11 protein-coding genes are annotated in these 18,190 nt (G+C 37.6%); 8 read left to right on the top strand and 3 right to left on the bottom strand.

All coding sequences use genetic code 11. The features are described 5' to 3' along the window. Window positions 1-27 precede the first annotated feature (27 nt). From ACMAYL_RS02745 to ACMAYL_RS02735, 3 genes are all read left to right on the top strand, one after another. Window positions 28-999, top strand: a complete 972-nt coding sequence (locus ACMAYL_RS02745; protein WP_103217449.1) for a hypothetical protein — start codon at window positions 28-30, stop codon at window positions 997-999. Window positions 1,000-1,043: 44 nt separating this feature from the next. Further along, a complete protein-coding gene (locus ACMAYL_RS02740) occupies window positions 1,044-1,508 on the top strand; it encodes a cyclic nucleotide-binding domain-containing protein (RefSeq protein ID WP_103217448.1) in 465 nt (154 codons plus the stop codon). A 340-nt stretch (window positions 1,509-1,848) separates the two neighbouring features. After that, complete coding sequence (locus tag ACMAYL_RS02735; RefSeq protein ID WP_103217447.1) at window positions 1,849-2,463, top strand: transposase; 615 nt, start codon at window positions 1,849-1,851, stop codon at window positions 2,461-2,463. 16 nt (window positions 2,464-2,479) lie between these two features. Here the strand turns inward: ACMAYL_RS02735 and ACMAYL_RS02730 are convergent, their stop codons facing one another. Continuing rightward, the gene (locus ACMAYL_RS02730) at window positions 2,480-3,721 is read right to left on the bottom strand and encodes a CinA family nicotinamide mononucleotide deamidase-related protein (RefSeq protein ID WP_412470706.1); all 1,242 of its coding nucleotides are present in this window, start codon (window positions 3,719-3,721) and stop codon (window positions 2,480-2,482) included. A gap of 90 nt (window positions 3,722-3,811) precedes the next feature. Here ACMAYL_RS02730 and ACMAYL_RS02725 point away from each other — a divergent pair, with 90 nt between their 5' ends. Then, window positions 3,812-5,362 (top strand): NAD(P)/FAD-dependent oxidoreductase, encoded by a 1,551-nt coding sequence (locus ACMAYL_RS02725; RefSeq protein WP_392991682.1) that lies wholly within the window; start codon window positions 3,812-3,814, stop codon window positions 5,360-5,362. On the opposite strand, the gene ACMAYL_RS02720 is transcribed toward ACMAYL_RS02725, so the two are convergent. Both ACMAYL_RS02720 and ACMAYL_RS02715 read right to left on the bottom strand, forming a co-directional pair. Beyond that, on the bottom strand, window positions 5,359-12,183 hold the full coding sequence (locus ACMAYL_RS02720) for a tandem-95 repeat protein (RefSeq protein WP_412470705.1): 6,825 nt from the start codon (window positions 12,181-12,183) through the stop codon (window positions 5,359-5,361). The two genes, ACMAYL_RS02725 and ACMAYL_RS02720, sit on opposite strands and share 4 nt — an antisense overlap. Before the next feature lie 185 nt (window positions 12,184-12,368). Further along, window positions 12,369-14,288, bottom strand: a complete 1,920-nt coding sequence (locus ACMAYL_RS02715; RefSeq protein WP_392991687.1) for an ABC-F family ATP-binding cassette domain-containing protein — start codon at window positions 14,286-14,288, stop codon at window positions 12,369-12,371. A gap of 131 nt (window positions 14,289-14,419) precedes the next feature. Between ACMAYL_RS02715 and ACMAYL_RS02710 the strand changes: the two genes are divergently transcribed. From ACMAYL_RS02710 to fabZ, 4 genes are read left to right on the top strand one after another with little or no spacing between them, the layout of a single operon-like run. Continuing rightward, on the top strand, window positions 14,420-15,568 hold the full coding sequence (locus tag ACMAYL_RS02710) for a hypothetical protein (RefSeq protein WP_412470704.1): 1,149 nt from the start codon (window positions 14,420-14,422) through the stop codon (window positions 15,566-15,568). Window positions 15,569-15,588: 20 nt separating this feature from the next. Further along, window positions 15,589-17,025 carry a phytoene desaturase family protein gene (locus ACMAYL_RS02705; protein WP_412462688.1) on the top strand — a complete coding sequence of 479 codons (1,437 nt, stop codon included), beginning with the start codon at window positions 15,589-15,591 and terminating at the stop codon, window positions 17,023-17,025. Between the two features lie 12 nt (window positions 17,026-17,037). Then, window positions 17,038-17,778, top strand: a complete 741-nt coding sequence (gene fabG, locus ACMAYL_RS02700; protein WP_392991691.1) for a 3-oxoacyl-ACP reductase FabG — start codon at window positions 17,038-17,040, stop codon at window positions 17,776-17,778. Then, the gene (fabZ, locus tag ACMAYL_RS02695; RefSeq protein WP_392991693.1) at window positions 17,778-18,188 is read left to right on the top strand and encodes a 3-hydroxyacyl-ACP dehydratase FabZ; all 411 of its coding nucleotides are present in this window, start codon (window positions 17,778-17,780) and stop codon (window positions 18,186-18,188) included. The genes fabG and fabZ overlap by 1 nt, the downstream gene beginning before the upstream one ends. Window positions 18,189-18,190 lie beyond the last annotated feature (2 nt).

Raw genomic sequence — 18,190 nt, 5'->3', positions numbered from 1 at the left:
ATTGGTAGACCTAACAAAGAGGTACGTATGATTGAGATAGTTTTAGGGTTTTTCGGTACATATCTTATCGAATTTATGATGGGGCTTTTAGTTTGTGCCCTAGTATTCCGCTACTTAGCTTATCGCCACAGTAAGGACGATGATGCTTATTACTCTCGTTTTACTCGCGAGCTTGATGCGGCCATTGATGATGATAAGCAAAAAAATATACCAATTGATGATATCGACTCTTATATGTCGAATCTTCTAGGACGAGTAAATGCGGCCCTTCCTGATAACGCTCTTCGTTTCAGTAATAATGCCAATATTCAAAATCGTCACTATGATGGAAAAGAGGCCATGCAACAACAGCAAAGAGAAATCGATAAAGAGATCGATAGCTCTGAAGGTTCAAGTATTTCGCTTAACCAGTATATTGGTTCTAAGCACGGTCTAATTGCTTCAATTCATGGGGAGAGTTCGGTTTTTAAATCAACAGTTCCTCCTAATTATACAGAGCTTACTGACCGTATCATGAGTGATGATAGAAATTGGACTAAGCTTTACGGACAGATCCCTATTGATGGTGCTTCACGTATGATCGATATTCTTCCAAACCTTTTTATTGTATTTGGGGTTTTCGGGACGTTCATTGGTATTGCCATGGCCCTTCCTGAGATTGCGGCCATTGACTTTAATAATATTGAAAAATCTTCAGATAACCTTACTCGTTTCGTTATCAACGTTGCCTTCTCGATGAAGACATCGATTGCGGGGATTTTCTTTTCTCTAATTTTAACTTTCCTAAACACTCTTTTCCCACTACCGGAAAAGCGTTACAAGATTTTTAAGAAAGTTGAAACTTCAATGCAGAACCTTTGGTATCACCTTCAACGTGGTAATGCTAAGGAGCAGAGTACAATGCAAGGTGTACTAAAAGTTCTTCAAAGTATCGAGAGATACATGCGTGAAGACGCTCCTATTAAGAAAGTTGATTCTGATAAGAAGAATGTAGCTTAATAAAGCTAAAAAATTTAAGCTGACTTTAAATTTGGAGAAGAGAAATGAGTGTTTTATCAATCGTTAAAGGTTGTCCGCTATTCTTTGACCTATATGACAACGAAATTATGACAATATGTGAGCACTGTAAGGTGCTTACGCTAAAACCTGGCGACTATGTTTTTAAACATGGCGATAGTGGTGAGGAGTTGTTCCTTATCTTAAATGGCTCAGCAAAAGTTTTTAATGCTGACGATAAAGAAATTGCTCGTTGTAAAAAGGGAGACCTCTTCGGTGAGATGGTACTTCTTAAAGAAAATAAACGTTATGGAACTGTTCAATCAGATAATTATACAGATGTTCTCGTCATGAACTACTCGGACATATTCGGCCTGTACAAAACCAATCCTCGAATCTTTTCACTCTTGATACTCAATCTATCAAGATTACTGGCCGGACGTTTACAGGGCGCAGGTAAACGAATTTCAACCCTAATCATGGAAATGGAAGAAATTAAGAAAGCTGCCTAAAGCTAGCGCTGAGATGGGGGGAGGGGCAGTTCACTGAGCTGCCCCCCTTTTTGGTACGCGCCACCTTTTCGAGATTTTAATCACTTAGTTTCTAATTTCTTCTATACTTAACCCTAAACTTTATATTTCGTTGCTTCTAATTAGTATTGATTATTGAATGAATCTTTTTATATTAGTAATTTTAATTCTTGTGAGATTTTTGACGAAGATTTCTCCTTTTTAATAGATAACTTTCTAGAATCTCGAAAAGGTGGCGCGTACCAAGTTTCGTAATTGAATTAAAAAATAAAATGTTGTCGTTTTTATTTATTTGTCATGTCTGATACGTCAGAACGTTTGAATGCCTAGACCTAAATTAATAAGACAAAATGAGTTTCCTTATCACGTAACATCTCGAACTAATAATAAAGTTCCTTTTCCTCTACCAATGTATCATGTTTGGGATTTAGCTAAGCAGGCATTAATTTATGCTCGGAAAAATGTTAATGTTGAAATAAATTGTTTCGTTTTAATGAATAATCATTATCACTTACTCGTTACAACTCCTAATGAGAATCTTGATAGGTTTATGATGTATTTTAATCTCAAACTCTCAAAGCTAATTAGTCGAAATGCTAGGGTAATAAATCATAAATTCAGTAATCGCTATAAGTGGACTATCGTCTCCAATCAGGACTATTTACAAAATGTATATCGTTATATTTATCAAAATCCTCTTCGAGTTAATATTGTAGAAAGATGTATTGATTATCCATATAGTTCTCTACACTTTACAAGTTTTGAAGCTCGCTTGTTAAACTATAGGCCACACTTTATGTATGCAGATGAGGTGTCTTTTTATGAACAAAGGTTTTCAAGTAATTTAACTAATATTATTAGCACTTCTTTAAAAAGGAGTGTTTTTGAAATCCCACTTAGTGTAAGTACTCATGATCGCAAGATGTTGAAATCCTGAAAAGGTGGCGCGTACCTTAAAGGTCGCGTACCTTTGCAAGTAGTAGGATCAAACCTTGCTGACAGAATTTATTTTTCAAACGAGTTCGATCTCCGCGAAACTCATATCTTTGCGCTGATACACCATCTTTTGTGGCAACGCCGATACATACTGTTCCAACAGGTTTGCCTGGAGTCGCACCACCTGGGCCGGCAATTCCAGTATACGAAATTGCAATGTCAACACCTAGGGCCTTGCGAGAACCAGCGGCCATCTCCGTTGCTGTTTCGTTACTAACGGCACCATGATTTTTTAGTGTTTCATTTTTAACGTGAATAATATTTTCTTTTACTGAATTAGCGTAACTTACGACTCCACCTAAAAAGACAGACGATGACCCTGATACATTTGTGATTGTTGAACTGGCCAGTCCACCTGTGCAGCTTTCTGCAAAGCCAATTGTGAGTCCTTTCGCTTTTGCTTCTTCAACAATAACTTCTTCGATTGTACGAAGGCCATAAGTCCAAATATTATTTTTTAACTCTGTTGCTTCAATGATATCTCTAATTCTTTGACGTGATTCTTCATTTTGAAATTGTGGCCTAAGATTAATTGTAATATCAACTCCTGAGACGATTGGAAGTGAGCTAACTTTTCCAAATTCTTCCAAGTCTTCCCAAAGTGTAGGGCAAAGCTTAAAGAAGATTGTCTCTTCTGGAATGCTGTGAGTACGGCACACAAAAAGTTCGTGACCGCTTTCAGCTCGGTTTTTGAGAAGTGGCACAATACTATCTCTAACCATCGTTTGGCATTCGCGAGGAACACCCGGTGTACAAAAAATCTCACATTTTCCTAACTTTGCATGAATTCCTGGAGCAAGGCCAGATGGATTATAAATAGGAGAGGTGTCTTTTGGCAGCATATGATAGTTGCTCACTTCACGTGAAAACGTTCTGCCAAATGTTTCGTATTGCCTAATTGCTATCTTTTCTGCTTCGAGGTTTTCAACGAGTTCAACACCTAGTGCATTTGCCACAATGGATTTTGTTAAGTCATCTTTTGTTGGCCCAAGCCCACCTGTGATGATAAGAAAGTCATTCTCAGCGGCCTGTTTCTTAATTTCTTGAGTTACTTGATCAAATTTGTCGCCTAGGATTGTGCACTTATTGAAGTCAAAGCCTAGAGGAGCGATCTCTTTTGCAAGTATTTGCAGGTTAAGATCATTAATTTTTGCATTTAGCAGCTCGTCACCAATGATTATTTGGGAAATTTTGGCCATGTTAATCCTTTAATTTGGGCAAGATAGGTTATAATATACGCTGATTATTTTAACACATAACTTTATCATATAGAGAAAGAAAGAGTACGAATGAGTAAAATTACGAATTTTAAATTAGACTACGATCAAGACCTAGAGTTTTATCTAAACAAAAACTTTCCTGGTTTCGCTGATTATCGAATCCATAATAAGGCCCTTGATGCTCGTGGAGCTAATCGCGGTAAAAAACCAATCTATAATTTTAAAGTTGAAATTATTTATCCTGGTGAAGAATTTGCTGCGTATCGAGAGCAGTTTAACTTTCTTGATAACTTTTCTAAGACACCAATTATTATTGGTGCAGGACCTGCTGGCCTATTTTGTGCACTACGCTTAGCGGAATATGGAATTAAATCGATCATTATTGAAAGAGGAGATCGTGCTCATAATCGTATGAAGCATATTGCTCGTTTTTGGCGATACAATGAATTTGACGATGATAATAATGTTTGTTTTGGTGAAGGTGGAGCGGGACTTTTCTCTGATGGGAAATTAATCACGCGTATTAAGTCACCTTACGTACAATATGTCATGAATCGTTTTGTTGATTTTGGTGCGCCTCCTGAGACGGCCTATGTATCTAACCCGCACTTAGGATCTAATAAGATTCGTGGGCTAATCAAACAAATCACTGATCATCTTAAAGAAAAAGGATGTGAGATTCACTATAATGTGAAGGTGGATGAAATACTTTTTGAGGACGATAAGAAAGTTGCCGGTGTTAAGCTGAGTGATGGAAGAACACTTGAGAGTAATAACGTTGTTCTAGCTACAGGTCACTCTGCTAAAGAAATTTATTATCATTTAAAAGAAAAAGAAGTTGCGATGGAGGCCAAGGACTTTGCTGTTGGTGTGCGTATTGAGCATCGCCGCTCGCAAGTTGATTTTCTTCAATATGGACGCTTTGTTCAAGAAGATCTTGGTGCCGCTCGCTATAAACTTACATACCACAACAAGAACGTTGATAAAGGAACATACTCTTTTTGTATGTGTCCAGGTGGCTACGTTTTATCTTCTGGAACTGATGCTGATGGGATTGTTGTAAACGGAATGAGTAACTTTGCAAGAAACTCGCCTTGGTCAAATTCTGCACTTGTTGTTTCTGTAAATGCAGGAAAAGATTTTGGTCTTGATGATGTATTAAATGGTCATTATTTTCAACGTGAAATTGAAAAGAAAGCCTATGAAGCTTCGCTTGCTAATGCATCTGGAAAAGAGATTCCATCACAAAGAGTACAAGACTTTCTTGATGGCCGTGTTTCTAAAGATCTTCCAAAGACATCTTGTCCGTCAGGAATCTTTTCACATAACTTAACAACTATTCTTCCAGAGTTTATTGCTCAAGGTCTTCGTGAAGGACTAGAGTCTTTTGATAAGAAAATGAAGGGGTTTGTAAATAATGATGCCCTTTTATTGGCACCGGAGACTCGTACTTCGGCACCTGTAACTATAAAAAGAAGTCGCGCGACTTTTGAATCAGATTCTCATAAAGGTTTATACCCTTGTGGCGAAGGTGCTGGTTATGCAGGTGGTATTACATCTGCTGCCGTTGATGGTGTTAAAGTTGCAATGGCAATGATTCGTAAAGAAAAAAATATCTAAAGAAAATACTCTGCAACTGCAAATAATCCATTTTGAACGACTAAGAAGTGTACAGAATGATTAGTTGGGTTGTAGAGAATTTTTCTCTGTGATGTATAGCAATCAACTTGCGCATCCCAACTTAATTCAGTTTCGATATCATCCGTAAAATTATATTGCCACATTTTATTACTTGCACAGTAATAGTAGTATTCTTTTGAATTATAGCGAACGTGTGTGAAACCATTAGTTGTTCTTGGTAACATCGTGTAGTCAACGATATTTCCGTCACCACCTTTTATCATAACTCGAGCAGAACTTGTTTGCTTAAACATCCAACCAAGAGTTGAGTCATAATGTGAGTTTACCATACCACCATAAGTTGGTACTCGAGAGCTTGCTAGAGGAGTAGCTGCACTATAGAAATTTCCACGTTCCGTATCTGGCATACCTGCAAAATGAGACTGACGGTAGCTATCGCTCATATCATATAGTTTAATAAATGCATCAGAGGTCGTTGTTCCATTATAACGTGACTTGTGAAGCATAAGCTCGCCATTTGCCACCCCAAGAATTTGCTCATTATACCAGTCAAATTTAATATCTGTTCCGACTAGTCCATCAGATGCAGCATCAAAGTACCAAGTGGCACCGCTTCCAATAACTCGAGTATTGGTTAATGTAGTTCTGCTGTAGCGATTTACACCTGAACCAACATCATCAAAAATATCTCCTGTTGTTCGATCAACTGAGAAGCTATAAGATCTCGCTGAGTAGCCACCAACAATAGTTTCGATGTTTCCACCAATTGTAAATTCTCTGTATGTTCCTGAAACGTAATCACCGACAACTATTGTATTATCTAGGCCATTATCCTTACCCCAATCAATTTGCCAAGAAGCCGAAATACGAGCTGATAGAGCACTTTCACCATCACCTGAAGAAGAAAATTGACCTGCTAGGGTAACGATATTACCACTGTCATCTAATGTTCTAATTAGCCCGTGATCATTAAAATAGATTTTACCTTGTTGGTTAACAAAGTAACCTTGAAGGTCTATTGGACATGAAGTCGCTGCCGTTCCATCTGCACATGGTGTGCTCGATGTTGAATCAGTACCAAGAACTCTCGTATACGTATTTGTTACATGATCATAGAGCATTAGGTTGCGGCCATGGTTGTAATCAAAATAGATTTTTCCATCAAGGCCTGTTTTGTAAATTGAGCGATAACCTGTATAGATATCATAAGGTGCTGTGGCATTATATGTCGTTGTTGGTGTACCCGATGCGTAGTCTAGTCTAGCGACACGGTAATGCGTATTTCCTGTGACAGGCTTATGAACACTTACATGCATATGCTCAAGAGCCGAGTTTACCGCATTATAGGCGATGGCCATATTCGTCACACTTTTTCCTGACCAACTATAAGTGTCTTCATTGTAGATACCGACACCATCGATTTGGATACGATTGACTATATTTTCGCTTGCATCAAAGTGAAACCAATTGCGATCAGTATTACTTGAAGTACTTCTAAAGTAGAGGTCGCCATTTGGTAGAGGAACTAGAGTACCTAGAAAGCGATGAAAGCTTGCAATGTCGATAGCACTTGGTGCAAAACTTGTTCCTGGATTAGAGTTTGATCCTCCACCTACTAGAGTCGATATTTGCCAAGGAGTCGTATTCATATCAATTCGTCTAATACTGCCCTTATCGACAATGAGAAGCCCATTGTTATAGTCAAGAGTAATGGCACTTGCAAAGCCAATTGTGGCATTCTCAATTGAACCGCCATCTCCACTTGGTGTACCTGTTGTTGGTAATAATTCTTTGATAATCCCTGTTTCCGGATCAACCCATAAGAGTCCTGCATCAAGGTCACGATAGAAAATATCTCCACGATCAGTGACTACCGTTGAGAATAGATCAATCTCATATGTTGAATTTCCATCTTTAAAAATAACAGAACGCCCACTTCCGCCAATACCTTTTTCTGTACTTCCCGCAATGATTCTAAAATTAGATTCATTTAGAGGTGCAGATGTCATAAAGGTTTCACTACCATCGCTATCAAGGGCAACAACTCTGATCTTATAAACAGAGTCGGTAGGAGAAAGTCCTGTAAGTCTGATACAACCTGTTTCTTGGGCCGTAATTGTACAACCACTTCCTTGAATATTTGCAATATTGTCCATAAGAAGCTGGTACTTTTCTTCTGTTCCATCAAGATAAGAGTAGTAGATACTGATAGGGTTAGTTGCTAGTCCTTCATTATCGATGGCCTTCCATTTTACATAAATATCGCTATCTTTAGGGGCCTGAAGTTGTGACAGAGTCGCTGGTGAACTCGGCGTATTTGTATTTGTTGCAATGATATTGAAAATCTCTGGAGGTGTACCAGGCAGATAATTAATTGAATCAGTATCAACACCTACAACTTGTGTATTTGTTGAAATATTTCCTGCCGCATCGGCGGCCCAAGCGTAAACACTATAACTATTTGTAACAAAACCGATTCTCACATATAAATTATCAGCGCTTGTAATCGTTATATTTTGTGCTCTTTTGGCCTCTGGAAGTGTTGTGAAACATTCATCATTGATACTTGATGGTGCAGTTGTATCATCATATTTAAGGCAAATATATGTAATATCAGATGCAGTATCAGCAGCAACGAGATCGACTTGAATATTATTATTTCCTGTTGTCGTCGCACCACCATTTAATGATATTGAAGAGACAGTAGGAGCGCTCCCATCAATAACAAAATTCTTCTGAACCGTTGTGCTATGTCCGGCCGCATCTGTGAAACTAACTTCAAAGATTGCATTATTGACCTCTGGACCTAAGTTAATATCAGCAGAGTAGCTCTTTGAAATATTCTCACTTGTAACAGCTGCTACCGCTGTCAGATTTTGCCAAGCACTACCGTCGTAAAATCTTAGTGAAAAATTATTTGCAACAGAATCAATATGCTTTTCAGTAAGTGTCCATGTGAATGTTTTTGTTGAATTTTGTCCATACGATGTAAATGAGTCATGCGCAATCTGTGGAGCCGTTGAGTCAATCCAAAAGATATTAGATTCGACTGTATTCGTATTACCCGCTAGGTCACTTAGAGAAACTCTTACTTTAGCATCTTCAATATTTAGGTTTGGAACACTCCATGCTTGAGTGAATGTTGTATTTGTAAGTGGGCCTACACTTGCATTTAGTGATGAAGTGATATTCACCCAATTACTTCCATTCCAATAGTCGATTGTATGAGTTTGGGCCGCAGAAATATTATCCTCAGTTACATCCCAAGAAAGTGTTACGCTATTTGATCCAGCTTGATTCGCTATTGTCGCAATTGAGATCGCTGGGGCCTGTGTATCATAAAAAACAGAGATATCAGTTGATGTCGTTGATACATTACCATTCACATCTTTTGACCATGCCTTAAGTGTGTGTAGACCTTGGTTTGTATTGGCCAGTGTGTATGTAATTGCTGAGGCCGTCGTTGTACAAGACTGCCAAGCACTATCTACTTCAGTAGGCTGAGTTCCTTCATTTATTAGGACAAAGTTAATATCACTACATGAGCTTACTGTTAGATTATTACTTGTAGAAGAAGTATAAAGGGCCGAGCTTAGTGCTATTGAAGGTGGCGCTGAAGGTGTTTTATCTGAAACTGTAATTGATACCGTTGCAGTACTTAGAGCATCCGTAGTTGAGTCATTTGCAATGAATGTGAATGAATCTGTACCATTGAAATTCACATTAGATGTATATGTACAAGTCAGATCAGTTCCATAACTTCCTGTCGTAATACAATCCGAAAGTACTCCATTTGTAGGGAGAGAGACAATCTTATAAGTTAAGCTATCACCATCCACATCTGTCGCATTCGATAAAGTAATACTAAGTGGAGTGTTGTCATCTGTTGAATAGCTCTGGTTGGCCGCCATCACTGGTGCATCATTGATTGAATTCACATCAATTGTTACTGTTGCAGTATTTGAATCAGCAGTGGCATCACTTGCTTTATAAGTGAATGTCGTTTGGCCATTGAAGTTTGTACTTGGTGTATAAGTACATGATCTTGAACTTCCTTGGTCGCAAACAAGACTTCCGCTGGCAGTCGTTGAAACGATTGTATAGGTAAGAGCATCGTTTTCAATATCTGTAGCTGCATTTAGATCAAAGCTAATTGGTGTGTCTTCATTTGTTAAAACGCTTTGAGTTGCCAATAACACCGGAGCATCATTAACAGCAGTTATATTAATTGTAACTGTTGCCTCTGTAGGTGAGTCAACTAATGTATCGTTTGCTCGATATGTAAATGTGTCAGTACCATTAAAGTTTAAGTTTGGTGTATAATCGCAAGTTATATCTGTTGTATAGCTTCCAGTCGTTAAGCAATTTGAAAGAGTACCATTTGTTGGTCCTGTAATAAGTTTGTACTGGAGAGTCTGTGTAGGCATATCAATGTCAGTAGCATTGTTTAGTGTGAAGCTTACAAGTGTGTCTTCATTAGTTGAAATCGTTTGATCATTACCTATAAGTGGAGCATCGTTTTCCGATGATATTGTGATTGTAGCGGTTGCTATATTTGAATCAAGATTTCCGTCATTTACTTTATATGTGAAAGAATCAACACCATTGAAATTAGATGCGGGCATATACTGGCAATCTCTTGAAATACCACCAGTACAAGTCAAAACACCGTTTGATGTTGTTGAGACGATACTATAAGTGAGTGTGTCGGCATCAATATCACTACCTGTATTTAATGTGAAGGCCACTAGTGTGTCTTCAGCTGTTGCTAGGGACTGTGTTGAACTCAGAGTAGGAGCGTCATTTACTGGAGTTGTATTAATCGTAACGGTTGCTTGTCCAACTGAGTCGTATTGACCGTCATTGACAATATAAGTAAATGTATCGCTACCATTGAAATCTGCATTTGGTGTATATGTACAAGTTAAGTCTGCAGTATAGCTGCCCGTTGTGAAGCAATTTGAAAGGATACCATTACTTGGTGGTGTGATTAATTTATAACTTAGTTGTGCACTTGAGTTGTCGATATCAGTTGAATCACTTAATGTGAAATTTAAAGCAGTGTCTTCTGTTGCAGTAAAAATTTCATTTGTAGCAATTGTCGGTCTATCATTAACGTTGGCAACATTTAGATTTACTGTTGCAATATTAGAGTCAAGCTCGGAGTCATTGGCCTTATAAGTAAAGCTATCTATGCCAGTGAAATTCAAATTAGGAGTATATGTACAACTCGTAGTCCCTGGATCACAAGTCAGAGTTCCGTTTGTCGGCTGTGACACTATTGAATAAGTTAGCGAGAACGAATCAGGATCAACAGCTTCAGTTAGACTAAAATCGAGGCCTGAATCTTCTGTCGTATTAATTGTTTGAGGCGTTGCTAAAGTTGGCGCATCATTAACTTGATTTATATCGATCTCGTAACTTTTCTCATGGAATGGTAGAGTTGTATCAACGCGATCGTTATCACTTTGTTTTTTTCCAACTTTTAACGTAATAATTGCTTTAGGAAGTGTATTTGATGGAGGAGTGTAATTCCATACGTTTCCTGTTCCACTTGAAACGCCGTCAACAAACCATTCGTAAGCAATTTGATAAGTCGAATCCCAGTGTTCAGCAAGGGCCGAGAATTCAGAAGAAAGGCCTTCATCCATTAATGTTGCGTATAAAATACTCTTTATTTTAGGCTTAGAGCTTTTTAAAATATCTAAGTTTTCACCCTCTGTTAACTCGTTAAAAGTCGACTGTATTTCAGTATCACTTTCAATCTGCGTGTAGGCATCTTCCAAATTAGTAAGATTATCAGCAAGCGTATTTGCTAGGGCCTCTTCTGCTGCTTCTAGTTTCTTAGTAAAGCTTGCATCAGTTGAATAGTTGATACTCGTTGCAGGTAGTTGTGCCAAAATTGTTGTCGCAGCAGTAATATTTTGATTCTTATAGAAACTTGTTACAATCTTTTCTAGCTCAATATCACAGCCTAGTAGTTTGATCTTATAACGAGCAGGAGCAGTCAGGTCTAACTCTAGTTCACTTATATTAAATTCAAATTGAGTCGAAGTTGATATTGTCTCTAGATCAATTGGATTATCTTCTAGAATTGACATCGTTACCGTATCAAATATTGCAACCTTTGGATCCGTACATGTTGTTGCTGCATACGCACTAAATTGTCGTGTAAAGAAAGTCGTATGAGTAATGACTCCATTAAGTGGTGGAACTAGTCCTTGTAGTCTTGGAGTTGGTGGAATATATGGATTCGATTTCGATTTACTAGAAGACGACGAGCTAGAGCTTGCCTTTGTCTCTGTGTCTTCGCTTTGGGCCATCGTAGATACTTGGTTGTAAAAGCTTACTGTACCAGAGTCATTTTCATTTTCTTCTTGTTTGGTTGTATTGTCATAAGATGGACTAGAGTCAAAAGAATTCGAGTCATATGTACCAGTGCTCTTTGATGGAGAGCTTTTAACTGATTCTGAATTAAGCGCTGTATAACCAACAGAAGTATTTGTTTGGTCCTGAGGGCGATTGTTGATGTAAGCGATTTCTGCTTCTTCACTTACATATTCAGGTGTGTTTGGTAATTTTACCTTAGCTGATTCAATATTCTTAATTTGCCCTGTATTTGAAACTTTTGAGCTAGTGGATGCTAATGTACGTTTTGAATTCTTTTCTTGATCATTTACGATTTTATTTGTTGATGTCGGGTTGTTTGAGCTAATAAGACCTTCGTCTTTGGAATTCTTATTTGTTAATATTAAGACCAACGTTAATATGACGATGGCCGAAATTGCCTTTAGTCTCAAACTTGTTCCTATCCTGTTTACGTTCCGCTTTATTAGCCAAGTTCTTATCGGTTAATTTACATACTTTTTTAGTACTTTTTGATCATAGCAGATCAATTAAATCATAAAGAATTCAGTAGGTTAGGTAGCTCTTTTGGCCACTTCCTATAGAAAATAGCCAAGCTTGTAAGGCAGTGGATTAATATCTAAGACAATAGCTCAAATAGCTCTTCAATTTTTTCATTGAGAACACTCTTTTTTTGGTTAAGGCCTGCAATTAGTTGGTTCTTCTCATCATCCATATTAGAGTAATCAAAACGAGAAAGAAGCTCATCAATTTTAGCAATTTGCTCCTCAATATCCATAATTTCGCTTTCAATTTTATCAGTATCAACATTTGGTTTTATTTCACTGATAACTTGTGTTTCAATTACCTGGTTGGCCTTAGGCCTTGTTTCTTCTTGTTGTTGTTTTTCAAGATTTCTCTCAATTTCTCGTGCCTCAAGATAAGGACGAACAAATGTAAATCCGCTTGAAAATTTAGTCACTGATTGATTTTCAATTAACCACACTCGATTAGTGATATTTTCTAAGAAAGATCTATCGTGAGATATGATAATTACAGTACCTTGAAATTCAGAAAGTTTTTGCTCGAGAATTTCAATTGATTCAATATCTAAGTCATTTGTTGGCTCATCAAAAATCCAAATATCGGCTTCATTTTTTAGATTTAGCGCGAGTTGAAGACGATTCAGCTCACCACCTGAAAAGCTTGAAAGTGGGCGATACAGCTCTCCACGATCAAAAAGAAAGTTTTGAAAATAACTTGCGACGTGGATTGAGCGGCCACTTTTGAAATGAATAAAGTCTTCACCTTCACCAAGTAGATCAAATGGTGATTTCGTTAAATCAAATTCATCTCTTTTTTGTGAAAAAAGACAAACTTTCAAATCATCAGCTCTTTTGATTGTACCTGAAGTATTTGTTAAGCGATCAGCAACAAGCTTCATGAGAGTCGATTTCCCAACTCCATTTTCTCCAAGGACACCAACTTTATCACCTTTAAAAATAGATAGGTTTACGTCTTTAAAGAGTGGTTCATGATTTTCAAAACCAAAAGAGACATCTTTGAATTGGACGAGTTGTTTCGTTTTTCGATTACTATCATTCATTGCAAGATCAAGTTGACTACGTGCCTGATCTTTTAATTTTTGTACTGCTTTTGATAGGTCGTTAAAATTTTCGACACGCTTTTTTGAACGAGTACCACGGGCCTTGATTCCTTGGCGCATCCACGCAGTCTCACGCCTAAGAGAATTTTTTAACTTTGTTAAAGAGTTGACTCTCAATTCTTCCTGGGCCGCTGTGAACTCGAGATATTGAGCATATGTTCCCTTAAATGGAGAAACAATTCCAGCGTGAATATGGAAAATTTTTGTTGTAACTTTTGAAAGTAAGTACCTATCGTGGGAGATGATAACGTGAGTCTTATTTGACTTCATGATTTCATCTTCAAATTGTTCGATTGTTTCAAAATCTAAGTGGTTTGTGGGCTCATCCCAAAGAATGAGGTTCTCTTTTGCTGTTAAGCCTAGACTAAGCTGAATCTTTTTTTGCTCTCCACCTGAGAGACCTTTCACTTTGGCATGGAGATCTGTTAGGCCAAAGGCCTTGATATAACTTTCAAAATTATTCTTAAGCTCCCAGTAGTTCCTATGCTCAAGCTCTTCCATTATTTTGTTTTGCTTCGCTAGTCCTTCTTCAGTAGCTAAGTCGAGAGAGACTAAGTCATCATTTAGTTTTTTTAGATCACGATATTGAAAATAAAAATAATCAGCAATGGTGATATCATCACTTGGAATTGTGAAGTTTTGATCGACTTTGAAAACATTAAATTCTAAGGTCGGCCCTTGTGCCTGTGTTGCTTTTTCAAATGTGAAGGGTGGAGTGCACGAATCCGGTGCAAGCTCTTCATTGATAATCTTTAGCAACGAAGATTTTCCCATTCCGTTTAGGCCAATAAGACCTATTTTATCACCATGCTCAATATAGAATTGTGCGTTATTGAAAATGACTTTCTGCCCAAAGGCAAGATTGATGTTTTTTAAGTTACAAAGGATCGACATGTGTCAAATCTAACCTATTTTTAGTCATTTGGCCCAAAAAATTCTCGCCCATTTTCTAGCCGAAATGTGGCCTCTTAGGTATGATAATGCCTTTAATAACACACACTTTCACATATCTCGGGGTAAATATTATGAAGAATTTATTTAAAATAGCATTGGCCGCATTTGGAATGTTCAGTGCACAAGCGAATTATCAATTACTAGCAAGTAGTGGTGAGTTAAATCTTAACCTACCTGATCAAACATTTTGGATTAGTACTTCACTAAGACTAGAGAATTCAGGCAAGGTTTGTTTCTCTCTAAGTGGTGCGGATAATGGAATTTCAAAATATGGAATTCTATGTGGTGACAATAGTGACAATGTAAAATTATTTGCAGGAAATGGTGATGAGGCCATTAGCGAATTTTATCTTTTCAATGATGCAGCTTCTGGTCAAGATCATGTCGTGTTTGCACCTAATAATGGTTATGAGCACACAGGAATTTATACGATTAACCTTGAAACAGGTAAAAGACTTGAGCACGAAAACTTTGAAGGAATGTTTACTGGTGTCTCTGGTGTCGCAATGAATAGTGAAAACACACTTATCTACCGTCATTCTTTTGGGACAAGTAAAGCAAAAGTTGTGATTAAAACTTTAGATGAGCAAAAAGATGTGTTTACAAGTTTTACAAATGATATGGGTTATATCTTCTCTCCTGTGACAGCTGGCAATTATGTTTTAACAAAAGTTAGAATGGGGAAGTCTACTGCTGAGTCTCAACCAGATCGCCTTTACTTATACAATATCAAAAAAGGTAGTCGTCAAATTGTTATGCAAGATAGAGATGGACAACCTTCATCAAAAATTAAAGCGATTCAAAACCAATACACAGTTAATAAAAAAGGTGACATTGCTGTATGGGCGCAAACAAATGAAGGTGTAAAGCTATTTGCTTCTACTAATGGAATCATTAAGCCAATTCTATCTCTAGGTGAGATGATTTCTAAATTTGACGGATTTGCACCAGCAATGAACTCTAATGGTGACATCGTTATTCGTGGATATGATAAAGCAGGTGTTGCTGCAATCTTTAAATATGTAAATGGACAGTGGTCTAAGCTTATTGGAGAAGGAGATGCTCTTTCTATCAATGGTGTTGATTACGAAGTTGTTGATGCAACAACATCTCCATTTGTTCATGCTCCACGTATCAATGATAATGGAACTATCGCATTTATTGTTTATGTAATAAATCCAAAAACAAAAAAATTATCAACAATGGTACTAAAAAAATAATTTATTAAAAGAAAGTTAAAATGGCATTACTGAAAAAGAAAGATCCGATTACAAAATTTTATGACGTCATCATCGTGGGCTCAGGGCTTGCGGGGATGACGGCAGCTAATAAACTGGCCAAGGATGGAAGAAAAGTTCTTCTTCTTGAGGCCCATAACAAACTAGGTGGTTTTGCTACTTGGTTTAGACGACCAACGAATGAAGGTGAAAGGCATATTTTTGATATTTCTCTTCACGGATTTCCTGTTGGGATGATTAAGACTTGTCGTCGTTATTGGTCAAAAGATATCGCCGATTGTATTGAGCGTGTTGATAAAATTCGTTTTATCAATCCACAATTTGAAATTGATACAGATTTCACGAAAGAAGACTATATCAACATCATGGTTGAGAAATTCAATCTTGATCGTGAGTACGTTGTAGGATTCTTTGATGAGCTTCGTGCAATGAATTTCTATGATGATGAGGCCATGACAAACGGCCAGTTATTTGAAAAATACTTTCCGGGAAGAAATGATGTTGTTCGCTTCCTGCTTGAGCCCATTGCATACGCGAATGGTTCGACTCTTGAAGATGAGGCCATTACATTCGGGATTGTATTTTCAAATTTCATGAATAAAGGTGCATATATCTTTAGAGGTGGTACTGATAAGCTTATCGGTATGATGAAAGATGAACTTCTTGCCAATGGAGTGGATATTAAACTTCATGCAAAAGTTGATGAAATCCTAGTCGAAGACAATATTGCAAAAGGTGTTCGTATCGGTGAGGAGAGCGTTCTTTCAAGATCCGTTCTATCTAACTCGGCCCTTTATAATACGATCTTCAAGATGACTCCAAATGCTAAATACTCAGAAAAGTTTGCAAAGGACGCGAAGGCCGTAAGAGTTAACTCATCTTCTTGCCAGGTCTTTATGGGACTAAAAGAAGGAGAGTCGATCCCAAATATTGGTGAGCTGATTTTCTATTCAAGCTCTGACAAATTTGACACTGATCTTCTGTTGTCTCCTAAAGCTTACTCTCAGACTTTCTCTATCTATTATCCAGATATGAGAAAACATATGAAGCAGAAGTATGCGGTTGTATCAAGTATCAATGCTCGATATGAAGATTGGATGCATTTAACAGATGATGAATATAAAGAACGCAAAGAATATCTTGCTCAAAATGCTATTAATACAATGGACAAATTAGTCCCAGGTTTTAAAGATAAGATAGAGCATGTGAATGTTTCTTCTCCGCGTACTGTAGAGAAGTATACACATCATCACTTTGGGTCTTCGTTTGGAACAAAGTTTGAAGGACTTGCTGTTTCTAAAGAACTTCCAAATGAAATAAAGGGCCTATTTCATGCAGGTTCAGTTGGAATTATCATGTCTGGTTGGCTTGGGGCCGCGAACTACGGTGTTATCGTAGGACATGACTTAAATACTTATTTAGATAGTTCAAAAGAATAAAAAGGGAATTATATGTTTGATTTTAAAGATCAGGTTGCAATTGTTACTGGTGGAACACGCGGAATTGGCCGTGGGATCACTGAAGCTTTCTTAAAAAGTGGGGCACGTGTTGTTGCTACTTATGCTGGAAATCATGATGCTGCAAATAACTTCAAAGCAGAGCTTGGAGAGTTAGGAGAAAACCTTTTTCTTGAAGCGTTTGATGTATCTAATGCTACAGATGTTGAAGCTTTCTGGAACCGCATGAACGAGCAATTCGAGCAAATCCATATTCTTGTTAATAACTCTGGTATTAGGAAAGATAATCTTTCTCCAATTATGCCTGATGAAGATTGGGCAAGAGTACTTGATATAAACTTAACTGGAACTTTCTTAATGACAAAGAGAGCAGTTAACCATTTCTTATCTAAGAGATACGGGCGAATCATTAATATGAGCTCTGTTGGTGGTAGTCTTGGTCTTCCTGGACAGGCCAATTACGCTGCATCGAAAGCGGGGCAAATTGCAATGAGTAAATCAATCTCAAAAGAGGTTGGTAAGAAGGGGATTACAATTAATAACGTATGTCCTGGTTTTATCGAAACTGAGCTTATTGCTGACCTTCCTGCTGAACAAGTTAAAGAGTATAAGAAACAAGTGCCTTTAAAGAGATTTGGAAAAGTCTCTGAAGTCGCACATGCAGTTCAATTTTTAGCTTCACGTGAAGCTGCCTATATCACTGGCGCTTCTCTAGAAGTAACGGGTGGACTTTAATGAGTGATTTAAATGTTAAGGACTTAATCCCTCAAAGAGAACCTTTTCTTTTTGTTGATAAGATTATCGAAAAAGAAGGCAATAAGATCGTAACAAGTTATCAGGTGACTGGTGAAGAGGACTTTTTTAAAGGTCACTTCCCTGGGAATCCAATTATGCCAGGTGTCCTTTTACAAGAGGCAATTTTTCAATCAGGTGCATGTTTAATGGCCGCTGGTGCTGATGGTGGGCTTGGTGTTGTTGCTAAAGTTTCAAATGCAAAATTCAAAAATATGGTTCGTCCTGGTGATGAGCTAGTGATGGAAGTTGAGCTTATTGAACAAATCTCTAACGCTTTCTATTTCAAGGGAAAGACTAAGGTTGCTGGTAAGGCCGTTCTTTCAATCGAATTTACATGTGCAAAAGTATAAAG

This window comes from Halobacteriovorax sp. RT-2-4 (assembly GCF_047085445.1).
Lineage (GTDB): Bacteria > Bdellovibrionota > Bacteriovoracia > Bacteriovoracales > Bacteriovoracaceae > Halobacteriovorax_A.
The sequence above is the reverse complement of the archived record's forward strand: the minus strand, read 5'-3'. Positions and strand labels throughout refer to the sequence as shown.